Annotated in this window: 16 protein-coding genes and 1 pseudogene; 9 read left to right on the forward strand and 8 right to left on the reverse strand. The window is 60.4% G+C overall.

What is annotated here, in order from left to right; translation table 11 throughout:
* Positions 1 to 562: 562 nt before the first annotated feature.
* From pntB to mftR, 4 genes are all read right to left on the reverse strand, one after another.
* Entirely contained in the window at positions 563 to 2,041 is a 1,479-nt protein-coding gene (pntB, locus tag ACFX4T_RS12840) for a Re/Si-specific NAD(P)(+) transhydrogenase subunit beta (protein WP_377652218.1), read from the reverse strand.
* Positions 2,038 to 3,597, reverse strand: a complete 1,560-nt coding sequence (locus ACFX4T_RS12845) for a Re/Si-specific NAD(P)(+) transhydrogenase subunit alpha (protein WP_377652219.1) — start codon at positions 3,595 to 3,597, stop codon at positions 2,038 to 2,040. The genes pntB and ACFX4T_RS12845 overlap by 4 nt, the downstream gene beginning before the upstream one ends.
* Before the next feature lie 149 nt (positions 3,598 to 3,746).
* Positions 3,747 to 4,271 carry a MarR family winged helix-turn-helix transcriptional regulator gene (locus ACFX4T_RS12850; protein WP_377652220.1) on the reverse strand — a complete coding sequence of 175 codons (525 nt, stop codon included), beginning with the start codon at positions 4,269 to 4,271 and terminating at the stop codon, positions 3,747 to 3,749.
* A gap of 997 nt (positions 4,272 to 5,268) precedes the next feature.
* Positions 5,269 to 5,844 (reverse strand): mycofactocin system transcriptional regulator, encoded by a 576-nt coding sequence (gene mftR / locus ACFX4T_RS12855; RefSeq protein WP_216926630.1) that lies wholly within the window; start codon positions 5,842 to 5,844, stop codon positions 5,269 to 5,271.
* A 610-nt stretch (positions 5,845 to 6,454) separates the two neighbouring features.
* On the opposite strand from mftR, the gene ACFX4T_RS12860 reads away from it, so the two are divergent.
* The 9 genes from ACFX4T_RS12860 to mftG all read left to right on the forward strand — a co-directional run bounded on the left by ACFX4T_RS12860 (position 6,455) and on the right by mftG (position 14,824).
* On the forward strand, positions 6,455 to 6,688 hold the full coding sequence (locus ACFX4T_RS12860; RefSeq protein ID WP_377652221.1) for a hypothetical protein: 234 nt from the start codon (positions 6,455 to 6,457) through the stop codon (positions 6,686 to 6,688).
* Between the two features lie 195 nt (positions 6,689 to 6,883).
* Positions 6,884 to 7,450, forward strand: coding sequence for an AAA family ATPase (locus tag ACFX4T_RS12865; protein ID WP_377652222.1), 567 nt, complete (start codon positions 6,884 to 6,886; stop codon positions 7,448 to 7,450).
* Between the two features lie 643 nt (positions 7,451 to 8,093).
* The gene (gene mftA / locus ACFX4T_RS12870; protein WP_216926635.1) at positions 8,094 to 8,210 is read left to right on the forward strand and encodes a mycofactocin precursor MftA; all 117 of its coding nucleotides are present in this window, start codon (positions 8,094 to 8,096) and stop codon (positions 8,208 to 8,210) included.
* Between the two features lie 15 nt (positions 8,211 to 8,225).
* Complete coding sequence (gene mftB / locus ACFX4T_RS12875) at positions 8,226 to 8,528, forward strand: mycofactocin biosynthesis chaperone MftB (protein ID WP_377652223.1); 303 nt, start codon at positions 8,226 to 8,228, stop codon at positions 8,526 to 8,528.
* Complete coding sequence (mftC, locus tag ACFX4T_RS12880) at positions 8,525 to 9,760, forward strand: mycofactocin radical SAM maturase (RefSeq protein ID WP_216926637.1); 1,236 nt, start codon at positions 8,525 to 8,527, stop codon at positions 9,758 to 9,760. Before mftB ends, mftC begins: the two co-directional genes overlap by 4 nt.
* Positions 9,761 to 9,793: 33 nt before the next feature.
* Positions 9,794 to 10,996 (forward strand): pre-mycofactocin synthase MftD, encoded by a 1,203-nt coding sequence (gene mftD / locus ACFX4T_RS12885; protein WP_216926638.1) that lies wholly within the window; start codon positions 9,794 to 9,796, stop codon positions 10,994 to 10,996.
* On the forward strand, positions 10,993 to 11,748 hold the full coding sequence (gene mftE, locus ACFX4T_RS12890; protein ID WP_216926639.1) for a mycofactocin biosynthesis peptidyl-dipeptidase MftE: 756 nt from the start codon (positions 10,993 to 10,995) through the stop codon (positions 11,746 to 11,748). Before mftD ends, mftE begins: the two co-directional genes overlap by 4 nt.
* Positions 11,745 to 13,160, forward strand: coding sequence for a mycofactocin biosynthesis glycosyltransferase MftF (gene mftF, locus ACFX4T_RS12895; protein ID WP_377652224.1), 1,416 nt, complete (start codon positions 11,745 to 11,747; stop codon positions 13,158 to 13,160). Before mftE ends, mftF begins: the two co-directional genes overlap by 4 nt.
* Positions 13,157 to 14,824, forward strand: coding sequence for a mycofactocin system GMC family oxidoreductase MftG (gene mftG / locus ACFX4T_RS12900; protein ID WP_377652225.1), 1,668 nt, complete (start codon positions 13,157 to 13,159; stop codon positions 14,822 to 14,824). Before mftF ends, mftG begins: the two co-directional genes overlap by 4 nt.
* A 169-nt stretch (positions 14,825 to 14,993) precedes the next feature.
* Here the strand turns inward: mftG and ACFX4T_RS12905 are convergent, their stop codons facing one another.
* The 4 genes and pseudogenes from ACFX4T_RS12905 to ACFX4T_RS12920 form a co-directional block, all read right to left on the reverse strand.
* Positions 14,994 to 15,800, reverse strand: a complete 807-nt coding sequence (locus ACFX4T_RS12905) for an IclR family transcriptional regulator (protein ID WP_216926642.1) — start codon at positions 15,798 to 15,800, stop codon at positions 14,994 to 14,996.
* A 117-nt stretch (positions 15,801 to 15,917) separates the two neighbouring features.
* Positions 15,918 to 16,261, reverse strand: a pseudogene (locus tag ACFX4T_RS12910) (transposase); the annotation flags it as partial.
* A 573-nt stretch (positions 16,262 to 16,834) separates the two neighbouring features.
* Positions 16,835 to 18,442 (reverse strand): NAD(P)/FAD-dependent oxidoreductase, encoded by a 1,608-nt coding sequence (locus ACFX4T_RS12915; protein ID WP_216926644.1) that lies wholly within the window; start codon positions 18,440 to 18,442, stop codon positions 16,835 to 16,837.
* Positions 18,439 to 19,950 (reverse strand): aldehyde dehydrogenase family protein, encoded by a 1,512-nt coding sequence (locus ACFX4T_RS12920; RefSeq protein ID WP_377652226.1) that lies wholly within the window; start codon positions 19,948 to 19,950, stop codon positions 18,439 to 18,441. Before ACFX4T_RS12920 ends, ACFX4T_RS12915 begins: the two co-directional genes overlap by 4 nt.
* Positions 19,951 to 19,958: the final 8 nt, after the last annotated feature.

Below are 19,958 nucleotides of genomic sequence, written 5' to 3' on the forward strand. Positions count from 1 at the left end.
CCGCCTCATTAGCCTCCTCGGGCCGCCAGCAGCCTCCGTCGCATGACGAACGACGGAAGCCGTGAGAAGACGGAAGTCAGTCCGCGTGTGAAACTCCAAGCCTAGGGTGTCCTAATAACGCGGAGACGCTATTGCAGCGGGCCTACTCGAGCCGGCGGCTAAGCCAAAGCCGACGGCGCCATCCCGGTCTGCGCAATACCTTCGCAAATAGGCTGCCTGAGGCATGCAGCGGCCACGCTCCTGCTCGTGAGCGACTGTCGCGAAACCCTGAGCTGTCATCGTGATCGGGAACCGGTCACTCGTACGGCGCCCGCGGTGAGAACGTCTGGATGTCCGGTCCTTGAGCTATTCAGGTCGGCCCTCAGCGCCACCAGCTGGCCGAAGAAGGCTATTGAACTGCTGGCCCTGCTCAGTTTCACCAGGGAGGGGCCCTGCCCATGGCTAAGGCCAGTGCTCGCCTGCAAGTGCATCCGACCAACGTCGCGAACTGTGTTGATCGGGTTGAGCGCGCTGGCCTTGTCGGGCGGCGTACCGCCGACCCGCCGACGGCCGGGAAAGTCCTTTAGAAGGCTCGGAGGATGTCCTCGACGCGTTGTTTGGCATCCCCGAAGAGCATCTGCGAGTTGTCCCGGTAGAAGAGTGGATTCTGGACGCCGGCGTAGCCGGCGGCCATGGATCGTTTGAACACGATGACGTTCTCGGCTTCCCAGACCCGGAGTACGGGCATGCCGGCGATGGGGCTGGACGGGTCTTCGGCGGCGGCGGGGTTGACGGTGTCGTTGGCGCCGATGACGAGGACCACTGAGGTTTCGTCCAGGTCGTCGTTGATTTCGTCCATTTCCAGGACGATGTCGTAGGGGACTTTGGCTTCGGCGAGGAGGACGTTCATGTGTCCTGGGAGTCGTCCGGCGACGGGGTGGATGCCGAAGCGGACGTTCACGCCGCGTTCGCGGAGTTGGTGGGCGAGTTCGGCGACTGGGTATTGGGCTTGGGCGATGGCCATGCCGTAGCCGGGGGTGATGACGACGCTGGTGGCGTTGGTGAGCATTTCTGCGGTGGCCTGGGCGGTGATTTCGCGGTGCTCGCCTTGGTCTGTCTCCCCCTTGCTGGTGGGTGCGGCGATGCCGAAGCCGCCGGCGATCACGGAGATGAAGGACCGGTTCATGGCTTTGCACATGATGTAGGACAGGTAGGCGCCGGAGGAGCCGACCAGGGCGCCGGTGATGATGAGGAGGTCGTTGTTGAGCAGGAAGCCGGCGGCGGCTGCTGCCCAGCCGGAGTAGCTGTTGAGCATGGACACGACGACGGGCATGTCGCCGCCGCCGATGGAGGCAACGAGGTGCCAGCCCAGCCCGAGAGCAAAGAGGGTGACCACGATGAGGAGCCAGAGTTGGGAGTCGTTGACGTACCAGACAGTTAAGGCGATGAACGCGCCAAGGGCACCGAGGTTGATCGCGTTTTTGCCCGGCAGCATCAGCGGCGAGGATTTCATCCTGGCGGAGAGTTTCAGGAACGCCACGATCGAACCGGTGAAGGTGACTGCGCCGATGAAGACGCCGATGAACACCTCTGCGTGGTGGACTGCCGTCAGTTCCGGGGTAAGGGTGGGGGCTTCGAGGTGCCCGTTCCAGCCGACCAGCACTGCGGCGAGGCCCACGAAGCTGTGCAGCAGCGCGATGAGCTCGGGCATCCCGGTCATTTCAACGACCCGGGCGCGCCAGAGCCCGATGGCCCCGCCCACCAGCACCGCGGCCAGCAGCAGTACCAGGCCGGTCAGGGCGTGGCCGGTGCCCCAGGCGCCTTGGACGGTCAGCCAGATGGTCGCGGCGAGGGCGATGATCATGCCGGTGATGCCGTAGATGACCCCTGCCCGGGCTTTCTCATGCCGGCTCAGACCGGCGAGGCTCAGGATGAACAACAGGGCCGCGACAATATACGCAGCTCCGGCGATGGAGTCGGCGGTCAGCGGACCGGAGGCGGTGTCAGACACGGTAAGGCTCCTCGATACGATTCGGGCTGCTGTTTCGGATACGGTGCTCATGAACGGGCCTTCTCACCGCGGGAGAACATCGCCAGCATGCGTCGGGTGACTGCGAATCCGCCGAAGATGTTGATGCTGGCCAGCAGCACCGCGACCGCGGCCAGGACCTGCATGACAATGTTCTCGGAGGTGACCTGAAGCAGGGCGCCGACGACGATAATCCCGGAGATCGCGTTCGTGACCGACATCAGCGGGGTGTGCAGGGCGTGGTGGACTTTGCCGATGACGTAGAACCCGACGACGACCGAAAGCATCAGCACCGTGAAGTGCTGGGGCAGCGGCGCCGGGGCGACCGCGTTAACCACCAACAATGCCGCGATGCCCGCGGCAAAAAGCCCCGCCTTACCTGCCGGGCTCACCCCGGCCTTCTTCTTCGGCGCGGCACCTTCAGTGGAGGTCCCGACGTCGGTCTTCACTGCCGGGGCGGCGGAGACCTGGACCGGGGGCGGCGGCCAGGTCTTCGCCCCCTCCCGCACCACCGTCACCGAGCGCTGCACCACGTCATCAAAGTCGAGGCGCAGGATCCCGTCCTTGTTCGGGGTGAGGAGTTTGAGCAGGTTCAGCAGGTTCGTCCCGTACAGCTGGGACGCCTGGGCTGGCAAACGCGCCGGAAGATCCGTATAGCCCAGGATCACTACGCCGTTGTCAGTGACAATCCGTTCCCCGGCGACCGAGCCTTCGACATTCCCGCCTTGGCCGGCGGCCATGTCGACAATCACGCTTCCGGGTTTCATGCCCGCCACGTCCTCGGCCGTGAGTAGCTTCGGCGCCGGCCGTCCCGGGATCAGGGCTGTGGTGATGATGATGTCCACATCCGCTGCTTGTTCGGTGTAGATCTCAGCAGCCCGTGCGTTGTAAGCCTCGGACGTGGCCTTGGCATACCCGTCAGAGGAGTTCATTACCTCCTGGACCTCGACCTTGAGGTAGGTCCCGCCGATGGACTTCACCTGGTCAGCGACTTCAGGCCGAGGGTCCGTCGCCCGGACAATCGCGCCCAGGCTGGACGCGGCACCGATCGCTGCGAGGCCGGCGACACCGGCGCCGACGACCAGGACCTTCGCTGGCGGGACCTTGCCCGCCGCGGTCACCTGGCCGGTGAAGAACCTGCCAAATTCGTGCGCTGCTTCAATGACGGCCCGGTACCCGGCAATGTTCGCCATGGAGCTCAGCACGTCCATCGACTGTGCGCGGGAGATACGCGGAACGGCATCCAACGCCAACGCGGTGATTTGCCGTTGCGTCAAGGCCTCCACAAGATCAGGCCGAAGTGCAGGACTCAACGTCCCGATCAGGGTTGCGTCGTCGGCCAGACGCCCGATTTCTTCCTCGGTGGGCGGGTTCACCTTAAGCACGACGCCGGCACCCCAAGCCTCTTCCGCACCAACAATCAGTGCGCCAGCATCCGCATACGCTTCGTTTTGGAATGATGCATGTTCCCCGGCGCCCTTCTCGACCACAACCTGGTAGCCCAGCCCCAACAAATGCTTCACGGTGACAGGCGTCGCCGCCACCCTCGTCTCGCGACCCAACTCGGCCACAATGCCAATGCTCTTCAATCTTCTCCCTTTAGTCCAACTTGCTGATGGGGCACACCCTTGCCCGGTGCAGCACGGTATCGATTCGTTTATTCTGGGTCACAGTCAGCAACTGCGTGCTGACTCTCCCTCACAGTGTCTTCGGGAGTGCCATCACCCCGTGAGACTCGTCAGCTGTCCTCGTCGTCGCGTGCCGCAGGCCCATCCTTCGAGAACCCGCCCCGCTCGTACATGGAATTCAGCCTTCCCATGTAGCGCGCCAGTTCTCTCAGTTCGTGCACGGGCCATTCACCCAAGCGATCCCGGAAAACCCGCCTCCGGGCATCCTGGACCTGACGCATTCTCTCCTCGCCCTTGGGCGTGAGGCGGATGGACTGTGCACGGCGATCCAGCGGGTCCGCTTCCTTGGACAGCAGGCCGATGTCTTCCAAAAATGCAACCTGTCTGCTGACGGATGGTTTGCCGACTCCAATGTTCGTTGCGAGCTCTGTCAGCCGAATGGAGCCCCCGGAGCGGATAACCTTCAGGAGCCCGTAGGCGGCCGACTCCATATCGGGGTGGACCTTCCGGGACAGTTGGTTGGCTACGGCCCTTGCCTGCATCCAAAAGAGGCTGAACTGGTGTTCCAAGTTCTGAAGCTCCGTTTCAACAGCGTCCTCATCGACGCGCGGCAGAGTAGCGTACAGGTTGCTCATCGCAACGATTCTAGAGTGAGGAGCTATCAATGTATACACAGAATGACTTATATTCAGTTTTTTCATGCGTGCGTGCCCTTGATGTATACAATAATTTTTTATGCGTCCTCCGAACGGGCCTACAACCTTCGTGAAGACATCGGTGAGTAGCGTCTTTTGCCGGGAACTGTTCTGGCTGAAGTCGAACAATCGGATCGGCTTGGCCTCTCCCGCACTCCTCTCGGGGAGGCACTTGGCAGGCTAGGCGGCAAGGTCTCACGCAGACTGCTCAAGATCGCGGTGTCGTCGTTACTGGTATTTGTTGGAGGACGTCGACGAGCTCTTCGAGGTGCTCGAGGAGCTAGAGTGCAGGGCAGCAGCTCTGGCTGTGCAACGAGGAGAGAGGAGCGTCTTCGTGGCGCTTCACGCGGAACTCCGTGACGCCCCGATGCTCCTCAGCGCAGCTGACCTGCCCGCGGCGGCTATTCCGCGCCGGTGGGCCGGTTGGTTGAGGCCATCGAAGCCGCCATCTCCAGCTCCTATCTTGCCCAGGCCCTGCGCTCCCAACTGAAGACACAACCGTTCTCCCATCGGCGCGAAACAATCCGCCGCGCTCGGTGCGCAAGAGCTCATCATGGTAGCGGGCCTGGGACCGTGATGTGGAAGAAATGAGGGAATCCCGTGCCGCCGAAGAGTCAGGCTCGCGCACGAGTGCCCAAGTCAATTGCGGGCCGCCAGCATCCATCATGTCGAACGTGACTTCCGCGGTGAAGACACGGTCCGGAAGCGTGTCGTAGTCAGACCGGTAGACGGCGTGCGTAGCGCGTAGCCGGCGAGGATTTCCAGCCGGTCGGCGATTTCGGTAGCTTCATTTTCACGTCAGGCAACATTTCCTTTGCCCGTCATAGTGCGCCGGCCGCCGCCGAACGTCAGCTCAGGAACTGTCGGATTTTTCGGTCGGAGCTTGTGCCTGTGCAGCGGCGGTGCACCGGTACCATAGGGCCGCGGTTCTCTAGGTTCACTGATGCAGGTAATCGGTAAGCAAGTCCATCGACTCGTCGATGAGATGGTGCAGCGAATCGTCCGGGCGCATCAGCCACTGCTCGTACGCCGTCAGTGCCAGGGCCAAGGAGACGTGACCGACAACCTGCGGCAGCGCGTTGTGCGGAGCGGTTGCCGTGCGACTAGCAACAAAATCCGCGATGACTTGGCGCCATTGGGTGAATCGGATTGCCGAATGAGCCTTCAACGCCGGTGTCTGTAGGATCAATCTCATGCGCTCAAGGTGCGGGGGCTGCGCGTCCTCCGGAAAGCTGTTGAAAGCCAGGATGCCACGGTGAACTGCCTGGTGGAGGGGAATTTCCGGCGGCATGGAGTCCAGAGTTTCGCGGAAATGCTCCAGAGTGGAGTCAAACTGCCCCCAGGGGATGTCGTTTTTGGAGGGGTAGTAGCGGAACAGGGTGCGGCGCCCGACCCCCACAGATTCTGCGATAGCGTCGAGCGTCGTCGCCTCAAATCCCCGCTGGGCGAATATCCGGAAGGCCGCCTGTTCAATATCGGCATGCGACGTTGCTTCTGGGCGTCCAAGCGCCAAGGACCGTGTCTGACTGCGATGGGCCAACTGTCTCCTCCTCGGGGTCTTTCATTTTGACAACGAATGCATCTATCGTTGTCACCACTGGTGCATTTATTCTCCCGCACCACTTCGAAAGACCCCAACACCGTAGAAGAAGTGTTCGACTGCGTCTCTGCCGCGCACGAGTTCTGGCCGGAGCGCCGATGGGGTTAAAGGCCCGACTTTTAACAGAAGCCAAGTGACATTAGGGCCGCCGATTTCTTCGCCGGAGTCGGATGCGGCCGCGATTGACATCCAGACACTTACCCTGCTCGGAGCGCATTTGACATGCCGGCAAATTCCAGCGGGGCATTGCGAACTCCTCATCGCGTCCTTGACCCAATCTCGATGATGCCAGCGCATCGATCGCTTGGACGGAGACACGAGTAACGGCCATGCGGTGGGTGCCTACGGGGATTGACAATTCGGATCGGGTTGATCCCGACGACGCTGTTCACCGCTCCCAAACCCCTTGGCGGTGCCGAACTTCTTGAGCCGGCGCGCGCACCACTGCCGCAACCGAAGAGAAAAAATGACCAAACTAGCCAGCTAAGGAACAATCGGCGGTATCGGACGTGGATTGGAACCAGTGAATGACTGGACCAGGCTGCCGGGGTTCGCCGTGGAAATCTGTGGCAGTCACAAACTCGTCGACCGTGGCATCGTTGGCCTGGTGACTCCGGACGGTTCGATCCTTTGGCTGGCCCAGGAAGGCGCCGGGCACCGCCAAATCGTTGAGAAGGACCTCCGACGTGTACCCAGAAATGCATACGCCGCCGACCACAGCCTGGCATTAGGTCAGAGGAATGGAATCTTCTTTTAGTGGCACAGATTGGAAAACACCTTCGGCCTTCAAGCTGCGACATCCGGCACGCCGCAGCCCGCTGTCCTGTCCTGCGGATCAATGGTTCGTGTACTTTAGGATCTCCGCTTCGCCTTGTGTTCCGATGATTTGTTAAGCGGCCGACACGCTGATTCTTCTTTACTGCCGGAGCAGTTGAGCCGCCCATAATGGCGTATGCCTTCAAAAGCCTTACTTTTCCTTCTCGTCGGACTTCCGGCTTCCGGCAAGTCGACTGAAGCCCGCCGGCTGGAAGAGACTGAGCGCGCACTCCGGCTTAGCTCAGACGAATGCATGATTCCTTTGTTTGGCCGAGATGACCCCGACAGCAAGCGGAACGTGGTGGAAGCCCAGTTGATTTCAATTGGTTTCAGGGCAGTTCAGCTTGGCTTAAACGTAGTACTGGATCTGGGATTATGGTCTAGGGATGAGCGCTCGGCATTGGTATGGCTGGCCGAAGAACTAGGCGTCCAACCGAAGATCGTCTACCTGCCGATCGATCCAGCAACACAACTGGAGCGCTCACTGCGCCGCCTAGCCAAGGATCCCGACCAGGTCTACCCTGTATCAGTTGAGCGCTTCGAATCCTTTCTTGACTACTTCCAAGAACCCACGCCGGAGGAGATCTCAGGAGCGGCGGCACAGTACCAGCCTCCGCCTGGATGGGTCGGATGGTCTGAATGGGCTATGGGGCGCTGGCCTAGCCTTCCGCATGTTGACAGGATGAGAACCGGGCGGGACTAAGCTCGGACGACTCCTGCAGGCAGGCACGTTTCGGCCAGGTTCTCGAGACGTCGCCTAGGCGGTCGACCTGGGGCATCCCAGCCGGATCACTTCCCACGTAGTTTGGCACGCCGCCTTGTTCAACCCAGGAACCCACGGCCTCCGACTGACCCACGGTTTAGGGCGTCGTGAAGTAGCCATGGGGGCGTTCCGCCGCCCATTCATCCTCGAAATGCTCCTGAAGGGGCCTCGTCTCAAATCAACCTCATGCGCGCACAGGTGCTGCGGCATGGGATTTTGATCAAATGGGCACGCCCCCGGGGGCGACCAGGTACCGTAGCGAGATCCCGGCGGTCCTATGGAGCCGGCTCCCAAGGGCGCGTTTTGAATGGAAATGCGGCCACGAGCCACCCACACGCCTGCTGATTCAGCAGTGAGCTGCTGCTCATCGCCGTCGCATCCACTTTCTGCTGCCCAAACGCGCGATCCAGACATGGACCGCTACGTTGGCAGCAGCCCAGACGCAGTCTGCAGGATCATTGTGAGGTCATTTCTTCGCCCGATTCCCACAGCCCCTATCTTTTTTGCCCTGAGTGCCACTACTCTGAGTTCACCCCCGGAGCTCAACGGGAGACGACCAACCCATACCCAGAGGATAAGAACCATGGAGTACGTGAACCCGAACCTTGAAACATCCGCAGCAGCGGACAAGGACACCGAACTAGTGGCAGAGGATCTCATCGAAGACGTGTCAATCGATGGCATGTGCGGCGTCTACTAAGCGGACCGCCAACTCATGAATACGACCAGCACAGACACCATGCTTGATGAAGCGTGGGTGCTGTCCCCGGCGGTGGCGTTGAGGCCTGAGCCATTCGGTGCCATGGCCTACCACTTCGATAACCGGAGACTGACTTTCCTGAAGCGGCCGGAAATCGTGCGACTGGTGGAGTCATTGGCGGGATGCGCCACGGTGCGGGAGGCAATGGTGGTGGCCCGTTTACCAGAACACCAGTGGCCCGCCTACATCACAGCGCTGCGAAGTCTGGCTGAAACAGACATGATCCGCGCCCGCGCCCGTGAAGGAAAAGAGCAATGACCCAAAGTATCAGCACTCCCGTGAAACGCCCGTCCGGCGGATCTTTGGTGGACCAATTCGAATTCGGATTGGACGCACCGATTTGCTTGACATGGGAACTGACCTACGCCTGCAACCTGGCATGCGTGCATTGTTTGTCTTCTTCCGGTCGGCGGGATCCGCGCGAACTGACAACTGAACAATGCGAAGCCGTGATTGACGAGCTTCAGCGCATGCAGGTGTTTTACGTCAACATCGGAGGTGGAGAACCTACGGTCCGTCCCGACTTCTGGCACCTCCTTCGGTATGCTGTCGACCACCAGGTTGGCGTGAAGTTCTCCACCAACGGAATCCGCATCGATCAGGAAAAAGCGGCTCTCCTTGCCTCCACGCCTTACGTGGATGTCCAGATCTCCCTCGACGGGGCCACTGCCGAGGTCAACGACTACGTCCGGGGACCCGGCTCCTATGACACTGCGATCCGCGCCCTTAAGAACCTCAAAGAAGCTGGTTTCAGGAACGCCAAAATTTCCGTTGTTGTTACCCGGCAAAACGTTGACCAACTCGACGAATTCAAACGAATTGCCGATGAACATGGGGCCCTACTGCGGCTGACCCGGCTGCGCCCGTCCGGGCGCGGCGCCGATGTGTGGGACGAACTGCATCCTCTTCCTGAGCAACAACGGACCATCTACAACTGGCTGATGGCCAATGGGGAAAACGTCCTCACGGGTGATTCCTTCTTCCACCTCGCCGCTTTCGGGGAAAGCCTTCCCGGGCTTAATCTTTGTGGCGCCGGGAGGGTGGTGTGCTTGATCGACCCTGTTGGAGATGTCTACGCGTGCCCCTTTGCGATCCACGACACGTTCCTGGCAGGAAACGTTCTGGATGAGGGGGGATTTAAGAAAGTCTGGCAGGAGTCGGACCTGTTCACCGATCTGCGTAATCCCCAGACGTCGGGGGCCTGCACTCGGTGCACGTTTTTTGACAGCTGCCGAGGCGGCTGCATGGCGGCCAAATTCTTCACAGGCCTCCCCTTGGATGGTCCGGATCCTGAATGTGTGCAGGGGTACGGCGAAGTGGCCCTCGCTGCAGACCGTAGCAGGCCCCAGCCCAGCCAAGACCACTCACGTTCCAGCCTGCCTAAGCGGGTGCAACCCGTCATGGTCCAGTTGAGTCTTCGGCGTCCGGAAGTTACAGATCCTCCGGTGTCGGCCTGTGCAGCAAGCCCTCTGGCCGGATTCCGGCCCTAGACGTTAGCACAAAACACTTTTGAAAGGTTAGACATGTTTAAGAATCCTTGGGCCAAAAACCCCTGGTTCGAATCTGTAGCCGAGGCGCAGCGCCGGGCGAAGAAGCGATTGCCAGCTTCTGTCTACGCCGCCCTTGTTGCCGGCTCCGAGCGTGGGACAACCCTTGATGACAATATCTCGGCCTTTGCTGAGCTTGGGTTTGCGCCGCACGTTGTCGGTCAACCACCTGAACGGGACCTGGCCACCACTGTCATGGGTCAGAAAATATCCTTTCCGGTCATGATTTCCCCCACGGGTGTCCAAGCGGTGCATCCCGAAGGCGAAGTTGCCGTCGCTCGCGCCGCGGCCGCGAGGGGAACCGTTGTCGGGTTGAGTTCCTTCGCTTCAAAATCCGTTGAGGAGGTCGCCGCGGCAAACAAGAAGACGTTCTACCAGATGTACTGGACTGGAACGCGGGAGCAGATGCTCAGCCGCATGGATCGAGCCCGCGCTGCGGGCGCGAAAGGCCTGATCATCACCACTGACTGGTCATTTTCTATGGGGCGGGACTGGGGAAGCCCCGAAATCCCTGAGAAAGTCAACCTCAAGGCGGCCATCAGGCTCGCACCCGAAGTTGCACTCAAGCCCCGGTGGTTAGCCTCGTTTGCCCGTGACTTGCCTGACCTGACCGCTCCCAATCTCGCACCTATTGGGGAAAAGGGCCCCACGTTCTTTGGGGCCTACTACGAGTGGATGAAGACGCCCCCACCGACGTGGCAGGACATCGAATGGATGGTCACAGAGTGGGGCGGGCCGGTCATGCTAAAGGGTGTCTGCCGCATTGACGACGCACTGCGTGCCGTTGACGCGGGTGTCACTGCGATCTCGGTCTCGAACCACGGCGGTAATAACCTCGATGGAACCCCTGCACCGATAAGGGTTTTGCCAGCTATCGCCGACTCTGTGGGCCATCAGGTGGAAGTCGTCCTCGACGGCGGCATCCGGCGTGGCAGCGATGTGGTGAAGGCTCTGGCTCTGGGAGCGCGTGCTGTCATGATCGGGCGGGCATATCTGTGGGGACTCTCCGCGAACGGGCAGGCTGGTGTTGAAAATGTACTGGACATCATGCGTGGAGGCATCGATTCCGCACTGATGGGCCTCAACGTCGCATCGGTACAAGACCTTCGACCGGAACACTTGATCATCCCCGAATCGTTTCCGCGGGTACTGGGCCTGCCCGCCACCACCCGGTCATGACAACTGCACCGCACTTGCTGGGCAACCTCACTTGGCAGGAACTTCACACAAGACCATTGGTTCTTGTACCCTTGGGCTCGACCGAGCAACATGGACCCCACCTGCCGATTGACACCGACACTGTTGTGGCCGCGGCACTGGCGGTGGCTTTGGCCGGCGCTATCGCCGAAGAAACGCCCCAAGGTGTCGTAGTCGCCCCGGCTGTGAGCTATGGTGCAAGCGGAGAGCACCAGTCCTTTCCAGGGACGACGTCCATCGGGCTTGAAGCTCTACGAATCCTGGTGGTCGAGCTCGTGCGGTCCCTTTCGACATGGGCGGGCCCCGTCATTCTAGTCAACGGCCATGGGGGCAATGTCTCCGCGTTGTCGGCTGCTGTGCAGCAGTTGATCGCAGAGAAACACGATGTTGCCTGGCTCCCATGTACACCAAGAAACGGTGACCTTCACGCCGGAAAGGCCGAAACATCACTCATGCTTCATCTTCAGCCGGAAAGCGTACGGGCTGCGAAATGTGGAGCCGGAGACAAACGGTCTTTGGCCGAGATACTTCCACTCCTTCAGGCCGGAGGCGTGGGATCCGTTTCACCTTCCGGGGTGCTCGGTGATCCTACCGACGCAACAGCTGATGAAGGCCGCAAGATCTTCCATGAGATGGTCGTCGATTCCCAGCATCGGTGCCTGCACGGACGAACCAACATTCACGGAATGCTCACCCTACAAAACAATCCTGCTTCAACATGGGTGTCGGCGTGAAGATTAGCGGACTTGGTTTGCCACACGGATTCGCCGTTGAGCTCAATGATCTCGTCCGGACTGGGCGTACCGGACGAGACCTCGTTGGTGGCTCCCCCACCCGCGTGCTCTATCTCTCAGCGTCAGCTCGTCGGCTCATCACGAACGGAAGGGCCGTCGTCGCTGATGACAATAGCCGCAAGCTCGTGGACCACCTGCTGGATGCCGGCATGGCGGACCCTTGCCTCTCTACCCTTCCGGCCGCAGACCCCTCGTCAGTCACAGTCGTAGTCCCCGTATACGGACGACCCCTTGCCTTGGACAGGTTGCTCGCCAGCATGGCAGGAAAGTACGACGTTGTAGTTGTTGACGATTGTTCCCCTGACCAGGAAGCCATCCTGGCCGTCACGGAAAAACATCATGCGCGTCTGGTACGTCTCCGGGAGAACGGTGGTCCAGGCCACGCACGCAACGAAGGCCTGAAGCGCGTTAACACTCCCTACGTTGCTTTTGTTGATTCAGATATTGTCGTGGCCACGGACACGATCGAAATCCTTTCCAAGCATTTCGCCGACCCCAGGGTTGCCTTGGCTGGACCCCGGATACATGGGTTGAAACGCGGGTCGGGAATGACCTGGATCGAACGCTACGAACATGCAAAATCGTCACTCGATCTTGGAGGCCGACCTGGTACGGTGCGCCCAAGGTCACCGGTCTCCTGGCTACCGGGAGCTTTCCTGCTTGCCCGAACGCATGCCATATCAGAAGGATTTTCATCTACGTCCCGCGTTGGGGAAGATGTCGACCTCGTATGGCGTCTGGTTGAAGACGGGTGGCGTGTCAGGTTCGAGCCGGAGGCAAAGGTATGGCATGAGCATCGGCAATCCCTGACCACTTGGCTTTCCCGAAAAGCCTTCTACGGAACCTCCGCACATCCACTGGCTCTCCGTCATTCGACAGCGGTCGCACCGGCTGTCCTAACACCTTGGTCGGTCGCGGTCGTAGCGGTGACATTACTCCAGAAAAGATGGTCCATCGCGGCGGCATTGGCGATCACCGCAGCCGCAGGCGTGCAAATCTCGAGAAAGCTAAGTCGCAGCGAGCAACCGATTCAGTTGGGCCTCTATCTAGCGACCAGGGGATCCATAGCAGCTTACGCGCAAACTATGGGCCTGCTCCTTCGTCATTGGTGGCCGCTGGCTCTTCTTGGCTGCATCTTCTCCCGACGGATGCGCCGCGCCGTTGCTGTCGCTTGCCTTGCCGATGCTGCCTGGGAATACCGCCGGTCCAAACCACATCTCGATCCGCTTCGTTTTCTGCTCGCACGGCGGCTGGACGACGTCGCGTATGGGGCCGGAGTGTGGTTCGGCGCAATTAAAGGAGGAGCGATTCGCTGTCTGCTGCCCGATATCCGTTGGCGAACTTCCAAATGACATTGGTGAATACTGCGGTCAGGACTACTGAAACCTTGAGTCAAAGACGCGACGTTACGCGGACATACGGAAATGATGAAGCCTATGACGTTTTGGTCGTCGGGGCAGGGGGTGCCGGCGCCCCTCTAGCGGCACGCCTGAGCGAAAATCCCCGCTGTTCTGTCCTGCTACTCGAAGCCGGACCCGTACCCACTGAGGCCACAAACTTTCCATCGGAGCTGCTGAACGCCGGGACCGTAGAAGGAGCCGCTCCCGACCATCCGAACAACTGGTCATTCAAGAGCAACCTAATGGCGGGTCGGCCATACACGCTAGCACGCGGAAGGATCCTTGGAGGTTCGACTTCGATCAGCGGAACGTACTTCATTCGTGGCAGAAAGCAGGATTTCGATGGGTGGTCCTCGCGCGACAGCGACGAATGGGGCTGGGATAGAGTACTGCCGTTCTACCGAAAGCTCGAGAATGACCTGCAGTTTGGGGACGCGGAGGGGCACGGCCGGCGGGGACCAATGATTATCTCCCGCCCGCCGCAGGATCATCCAGCAAATCAAGCCTTTGCCGAAGCTGCTAGAGAACTCGGATTTCCTCTTGAACCAGACAAAAATGGCCAACACTCCCCCGGTTATGGCCCGATGCCCACCAACAGTCCCCGAGGCCTTCGGATAAACACCGGTAGCGCCTACATTAGTCGCGCCCTGGTTCGCCCAAACCTCACCGTTCGCGGCGGATCATACGTACGAAAGGTGCTATTTGACGGAAAACGTGCCACAGGAGTAGAGGTTCTTCGTGAAGGACGGGTTGAAGTCATCCGAGCACGAGAAATCGTGCTCGCCGCAGGCGCCATAAAAACTGCCCACATCTTGCTCGTCTCCGGTCTAGGACCCGAAGCGGAGCTGGGGGCGTTGGGCATCCCCGTAATTAGAAACCTGCCAGGAGTAGGAAAGAACTTCAGCGATCATCCCAATATCGCGGTAACTTGGAGTTCAAAAACCCCGATTGTGGATTACGGCACGCCCCAATCGATGGGTGGGGTCCTCAACTTCACGGCGTCTGGCTCTAACGTCATTGGCGACCTTGAGATTATCCCGCTGCTGAAACCGATGAGCTACATGCTCCACGGGGCAGATCAAGACAGCCAGGATCTTGCTTTTCTTGTGTCACTCCAAGCAGCGACTTCACGTGGTGATATCACCTTGGAGTCATCTGACCCCGACGCGCAACCGCGCATCGAATTCAACTATCTCTCTACGCGAAGCGACATCGAACGCATGAGGCAAGCCGTCCGTGTCGCTGTCCGACTTCTAAAGTCAACGGCTTTTCGGCCACTGTTCCACAGGCTTCCAGATCTTGCGGACGAAACGGTGGCCGACGACGATCTGCTGGACATGTGGATCCGGAACCACCTTGGAACAGCCTTCCATACTTGCGGGACAGCAAAATTCGGCACACCTGACGATCCTGAAGCAGTGGTAGACCAATTCGGCCGGGTTTATGGCGTCGAGGGACTTCGCCTCGCAGATACATCAATCCTGCCTTGGGCGCCAACGCGTGGACCAGCAGCCACAGCGATAATGATCGGCGAACGAATCGCTCACTTCATGCTGAATCCCGAGTCAACACCAAGACGACGGCACTCGGGTGGTATCCGTTCGATTCGAGACTAACCCAACCGCCCGTTTCTATCCTTCTCTCCCGGGCTCGGAGCCTCTGATACCCAGCCCCCGTGCGTGGCCCTGTACGCCTTTGCGAAAGCTCGGAGGAAAAACTAGAATCCGTGCAAGCTCGCGCGACGAGCACCTCGACACAGGTCGCCCACGACTGCCTTGAGTTTCATCAAGCCGGGAGCGACTCACCGATCTTTGACGCACCCGTTTCAAGAATTCGAGCTATCTCTTCAGCCTGGCTCGGCTCGAGCCTTGAGGGCGGCGCTGCAATCGCCAAAGCAGCCCTGGCGCGCCCTTTGCCATCACGAATCGGCACCGCGACTGAGTGCACTTCTGGCTCGCTCTCACCGAAGTTCGTGGCGAACCCGGTCTCACGGACTAGCTGCAGGTCGGCATCTAGTTCCTTCCGCGTATTGATCGTTCTCTCCGTCAGCTTCGGCAGGGTAGCTGTCCCAAGGACCTCTGTGAGCTCTTGTGAGGATAGGTCCGCCAGCATCACCTTGCCGGAGGAGGTGCAGTAAGCGGGCAGCGTCATTCCAATCCGGGACCCCACACGAAGCGAGCGGGTACTCTCAATGGAGTGCAGAAAGTAAACATCCTTCCCACGAAGCTCGGTGAGATGCACGGTCTCATTTAGTTCATCGCGAATCTGCTCCATGACAGGCTGGGCGACCGTGCGCAGATCCAGGTTCTGCACGATCGCGAACGAGATGCGCAGCAGTTGCGGCCCGGGCACGTAGGCCCGCGTGTCCTCGTCCTGCACCACGAAGCCGCGATACTGCAGCATCTGGATCATTCGATGCGCTGTGGAACGCGCGACACCTAGCAGACGACTCGCATCTGATATGCGTACGGACTTGCGTTCGCTGAACATCACGATGAGCCTCAGCGCGTTATCGACAGAGCCGATCGGATAGTTCGGCGTGTCGCCGGACGCCTCGTCCACCAGCGCTAGGGCGGATCTTGATTCACTCACAGTGGTCTCCAAATTCTGCTTGGTGGAACATCGTTCAATCAGACTGTACCAGTTCCCCGGGTCACGCGAACCAATTGCTTCAAGCGGCGCTACGGTCCAAGGATCCTTCTGTGTTTGTCAAACGGGGCTAGGTGTTGCCTCGGCAGCATTGAGCACGCGGTGGATCTGGCGGGCCACGTATCGCCTGAGGCAGCGGCGGATCTCCTTTGTTGTGCGGCCGTCAGCACTCCATTTTTCGACGTAGGTGCGGGGCGCGGGTCGTGAGACATGCGGGTGATTGTGGCAGTGCTTGATGCTCTGTTGAGGCCCCGATCGCCCCTGCGGTTGAGTCTATGGCGGATGGTGTTTCTGGAGGAAGCAGGGATGGGGCTTGTGCCGGCAAGGGCGGCGAACGCGGCTTCGGAACGAACTCGTCCGAGGTGGGACCAGGCGGTCAGCGCGATTGCCGCGGTCATGGCCCCCGACGCCGCCGTCATCCCTGCGGGGAGGCGCAGTTCGTAACGGCCGAGGGCAGGAATGCGGAGGCAATGCGGTGGGCGTCCAAAGGATCGGACTTGCCGATAACGCGGTCGGAGCGGGCGTTCATCCGCGCGGCCTCGACAACCTGGTACCCGACGTGCGTGACGGTGCGGGCCAGGCGACAGCGCGACCCATTCCTGCGGAAGTGACACGGAGCTGCTCCGCAGCCATCACCTCGCACCGGCTGCGCCGCCACGCGGCCGGTGCGAGGTCAGCCGCGGCAGCATCGGTTGGCTTTCGGTGCCAGCAAAGATTCCGTCCTTGACAATGACGCGCTGGGACACCGAGAGGCGAACACAATGGAGGCCGCGTTTCTCCGTGGGCCGCGTAGCAGGGGTACTGGCCGTAGACCGTCCCCTGCTACCCAGGCTGCCGGGACTCCTGCGTCCAGGACGCGGAGCATGTCCATGGCCGCCACGCAAATATCATCGCCCACCGCCCAGGATTAACACATCCGCATGCTCGAACACAGACTAAGCGCCCCGACCGCAGAGAAAATAAGCGCAACTGCAGTACTAGTCCCTAATCGACTCGAGGGCCGAGCGGGCGTCCACCGGAGTCCACCAAGGTGTCAACCCGAGATCCTCAGCGATGACTTTGGCCGAGATATAGCCTCCCCCGCCTGAGATAGCCCCGCCGGGGTGGGTAGGCGATCCCGCCATATAAAGCCCCTCGATAGGCGTGCGGTAGCCGAAATGGTTCCACATGGTCTGGTCGCCGGCGAAAGAAGCCATGAAGATGTCCCCTTCCACCATGTTGGTGATGTCGCGACTGTAGTCGTGCGCAGTGTGCACGTACTTATGCAACACGTTGTCGGGTGTGAGGTTGGGTGCGTACTCCCGCCATTTGTCCATGATTTTGTCGGTAATCTCTTCTTTCATGGACTCGACGTTCTCAGGAGCACCTCCTGGCGCGTAAGGCATCGCGAGCCACGCGTATGCGGTTGCTTGGCCGTCAGGGGCTTGGGAAGGGTCGAACTGTGTGATGTGTCCTGTTCCGAACGACAAAGGGTCGGGCACCCGCCCCGCTGCTACCTGGGAGTGGAGCTCGAACAGTTCATCGACCGACTCGCAGCCGATGTTGTACTTCAGCGCACGGTTGATGTTCGGGTCGAAGTCGGCGCCGATGTAGGAGGGCTCTTCCTTGAGCGCGAGGTGCAATCCGAACAGTGTCCACGCGGTTTGCTTGAATTTCTTAACCTTCTCCTGGTAGTCAGAAGGCAGCTGGTCGAGGCCAACCAGGCGATTGAAGGTCTGCGGAACATCGATCGTGCTCGCGACGAACTGGCGCGCGCGAAGTCGCCGGCCATCGGCCAGCTCGACACCCGTCGCGCGATTGTTGTCAACGACGATCCGGTCGACCTGTGCGTGATTGATGAACGTACCTCCTGCAGCGATGAACGTCTCCATCAACCCACGGGCAAGGTTCCAGCTCCCCCCGACGGCCACCTGGTATCCGGCCGCAAGATCAAATCCTCTGAGTGCCGCACCCATCGGGCTACGTTCCGACACCGCGTCATAAAGCACCGTACCGAACAGGGAGAGCTTAAAGAGCATCAGGAGCCGCACACGCTCGTTCTCGAACAGGTTGTTCATCAGGTCGATCGGTTGATGCTCGATGATCTCGAGGAAGTCGCGCCCGAGCTTCGAAGTCTCCAGGAGTGCGGTGCGCTCTGCCTCTGGCAACGGTTCGGAGAAGCGCTCGGGAAGAAAGATTGCGTTGCTGATGGCATCGGCGCGCTTATTCCAGTCGCGGAAGACTTCAGCATCCTTCTGCGAGAAGCGGCCGATCGAGGCGATGGTTTCCTCCGCGTCACGGGAGAAAACGAGGGACGTGCCGTCAGCGTGAGGCTGGGCGAAGTCGTATCGCGGAGTAGCGTACTTGACCTTCGCGCTAAGCCCGAGATCCTTATACCAGGGAGTCTCGGTGAGGTTGAAGTGATTAATCGAATGCGGGTTCTGGTAGAAGCCTGGGGGGCCCGGCTGAATGGTGCTGAGGCCTCCCCCGAACATCATCCGTCGCTCGAGGACCGCGATCTTCAGACCTTGCTTGGCGAGATAGCTGCCCAGCACCAAGCCGTGTTGTCCCGATCCGATGATTATTCCGTCGTACGTTTCGGTCACTTTCGAGCACCGCTCTCACTATAGTTGATATATACATTCTTCTGCTGGGCATACGAGTAGAACTCTTCCAAGCTCTCCTCGCGGCCAATACCACTGTCTTTCATGCCGCCGAACGGAGCGCCCGGCAAGTGCTGTCCGCTGTGGTTGACCCAGACGTATCCTGCTTGCAGGTCGCGGGTAGCAGCCATGGCGGTAGCCAGCGACGTTGTCCACACGCTCGCTGTGAGGCCGACGTCGAGGCGGTTAGCCTCTTCGATCACCTCGTCGTAGTCGTCGAAGGGCATCGCGACCACGATCGGCCCGAAGATCTCCTCGTTCACCAAGCGCGATCTGCTGCCCCCTCCATCGAAGGCGAACAAGGTCGGCCGGATGAAGGTGCCCACACTCGATCTGTCCTCCAGGCCGCCTGTGACGAGGCGAGCGTTCGGATCGGCGAGTCCTTCCTCCAGGAAGCCGCGTACCGAATCGTATTGCTTGCGAGAGACGATTGCGCCGACATCGGATGCTGGATCGAGTGGATCGCCGACCTGCATCGCCTCCAGCTGGCGGCCCATGCGCTCGATGAATGAGCTCCAGAGACTGCGGTGGACATACACCCGGGAGGTCGAACCGCACGACTGGCCCTGCCAAGTGAAATTCATCCCACGCACGGCACCGCCAACTGCAGCGTCCAGGTCGGCGTCAGCGAATACAATCAGCGGATTCTTACCACCGAGTTCAAGGGTAACGACTTTGGCTCGGTTGGTCGCTGCAGAACGCTGGATCTGCAGACCCACCTCGACACTGCCCGTGAAAGCGATGCGAGGGACGTCGGGGTGGCGCACGAGCAGATCCCCGGCGTGGCTTCCGCGACCGGTTAGCACGTTGAGGACGCCCGGTGGGAGCACTTGCGCGGCGAGTTCTGCGAACCGCAGAGCGGACAACGAGGTCTCCGCTGACGGCTTAAGAATCACTGTGTTGCCGGTGGCAAGGGGTACGACTACCTTGGACGCGGCGAACATGAATGGGTGGTTGAAGGGCACGATCCTGCCAACCACACCAAAGGGCTGATGAATGGTGAAGTCCAGGCTGTCGCGCTCATCGGTGGGGATCGATTGTCCCTTCAGCTCCGTGGTCAGCCCGGCGAGGTACCGGATTTGCCGGATGCCGAGTGCGATGTCGCCGCGCATCATGCGGAGCGTACTTCCGTTGTCGACGGAATCGATCAGAGCGAGCTCCTCGGCGTGAGCCTCCAGGACCTCCGCGACTTGCAGGAGCAGATTTGCCCTCGCGCGGGGAGCCTTACGCGCCCACGAGACCTGCGCGGATCTTGCAACCTCCACCGCATGGTCTACGTCTTCGGCGGTCGCATCGGCGATCGTGCCGATCTGTTCGCCTGTTGCCGGGTTTATGACTGGAATGCGCTTGCCAGCGGAGGGAACGAACTTATTCCCGATGAATAATGACCAGTCGCGTGGGGGCCCGAGCGTTCCCGCGTCCGAGGGTGCGACGGGAAGGATGTCAGTCACTGTTTCCC

It is taken from the genome of Paenarthrobacter sp. YIM B13468, from assembly GCF_042788025.1.
In the GTDB taxonomy this organism is placed as follows: domain Bacteria; phylum Actinomycetota; class Actinomycetes; order Actinomycetales; family Micrococcaceae; genus Arthrobacter; species Arthrobacter aromaticivorans.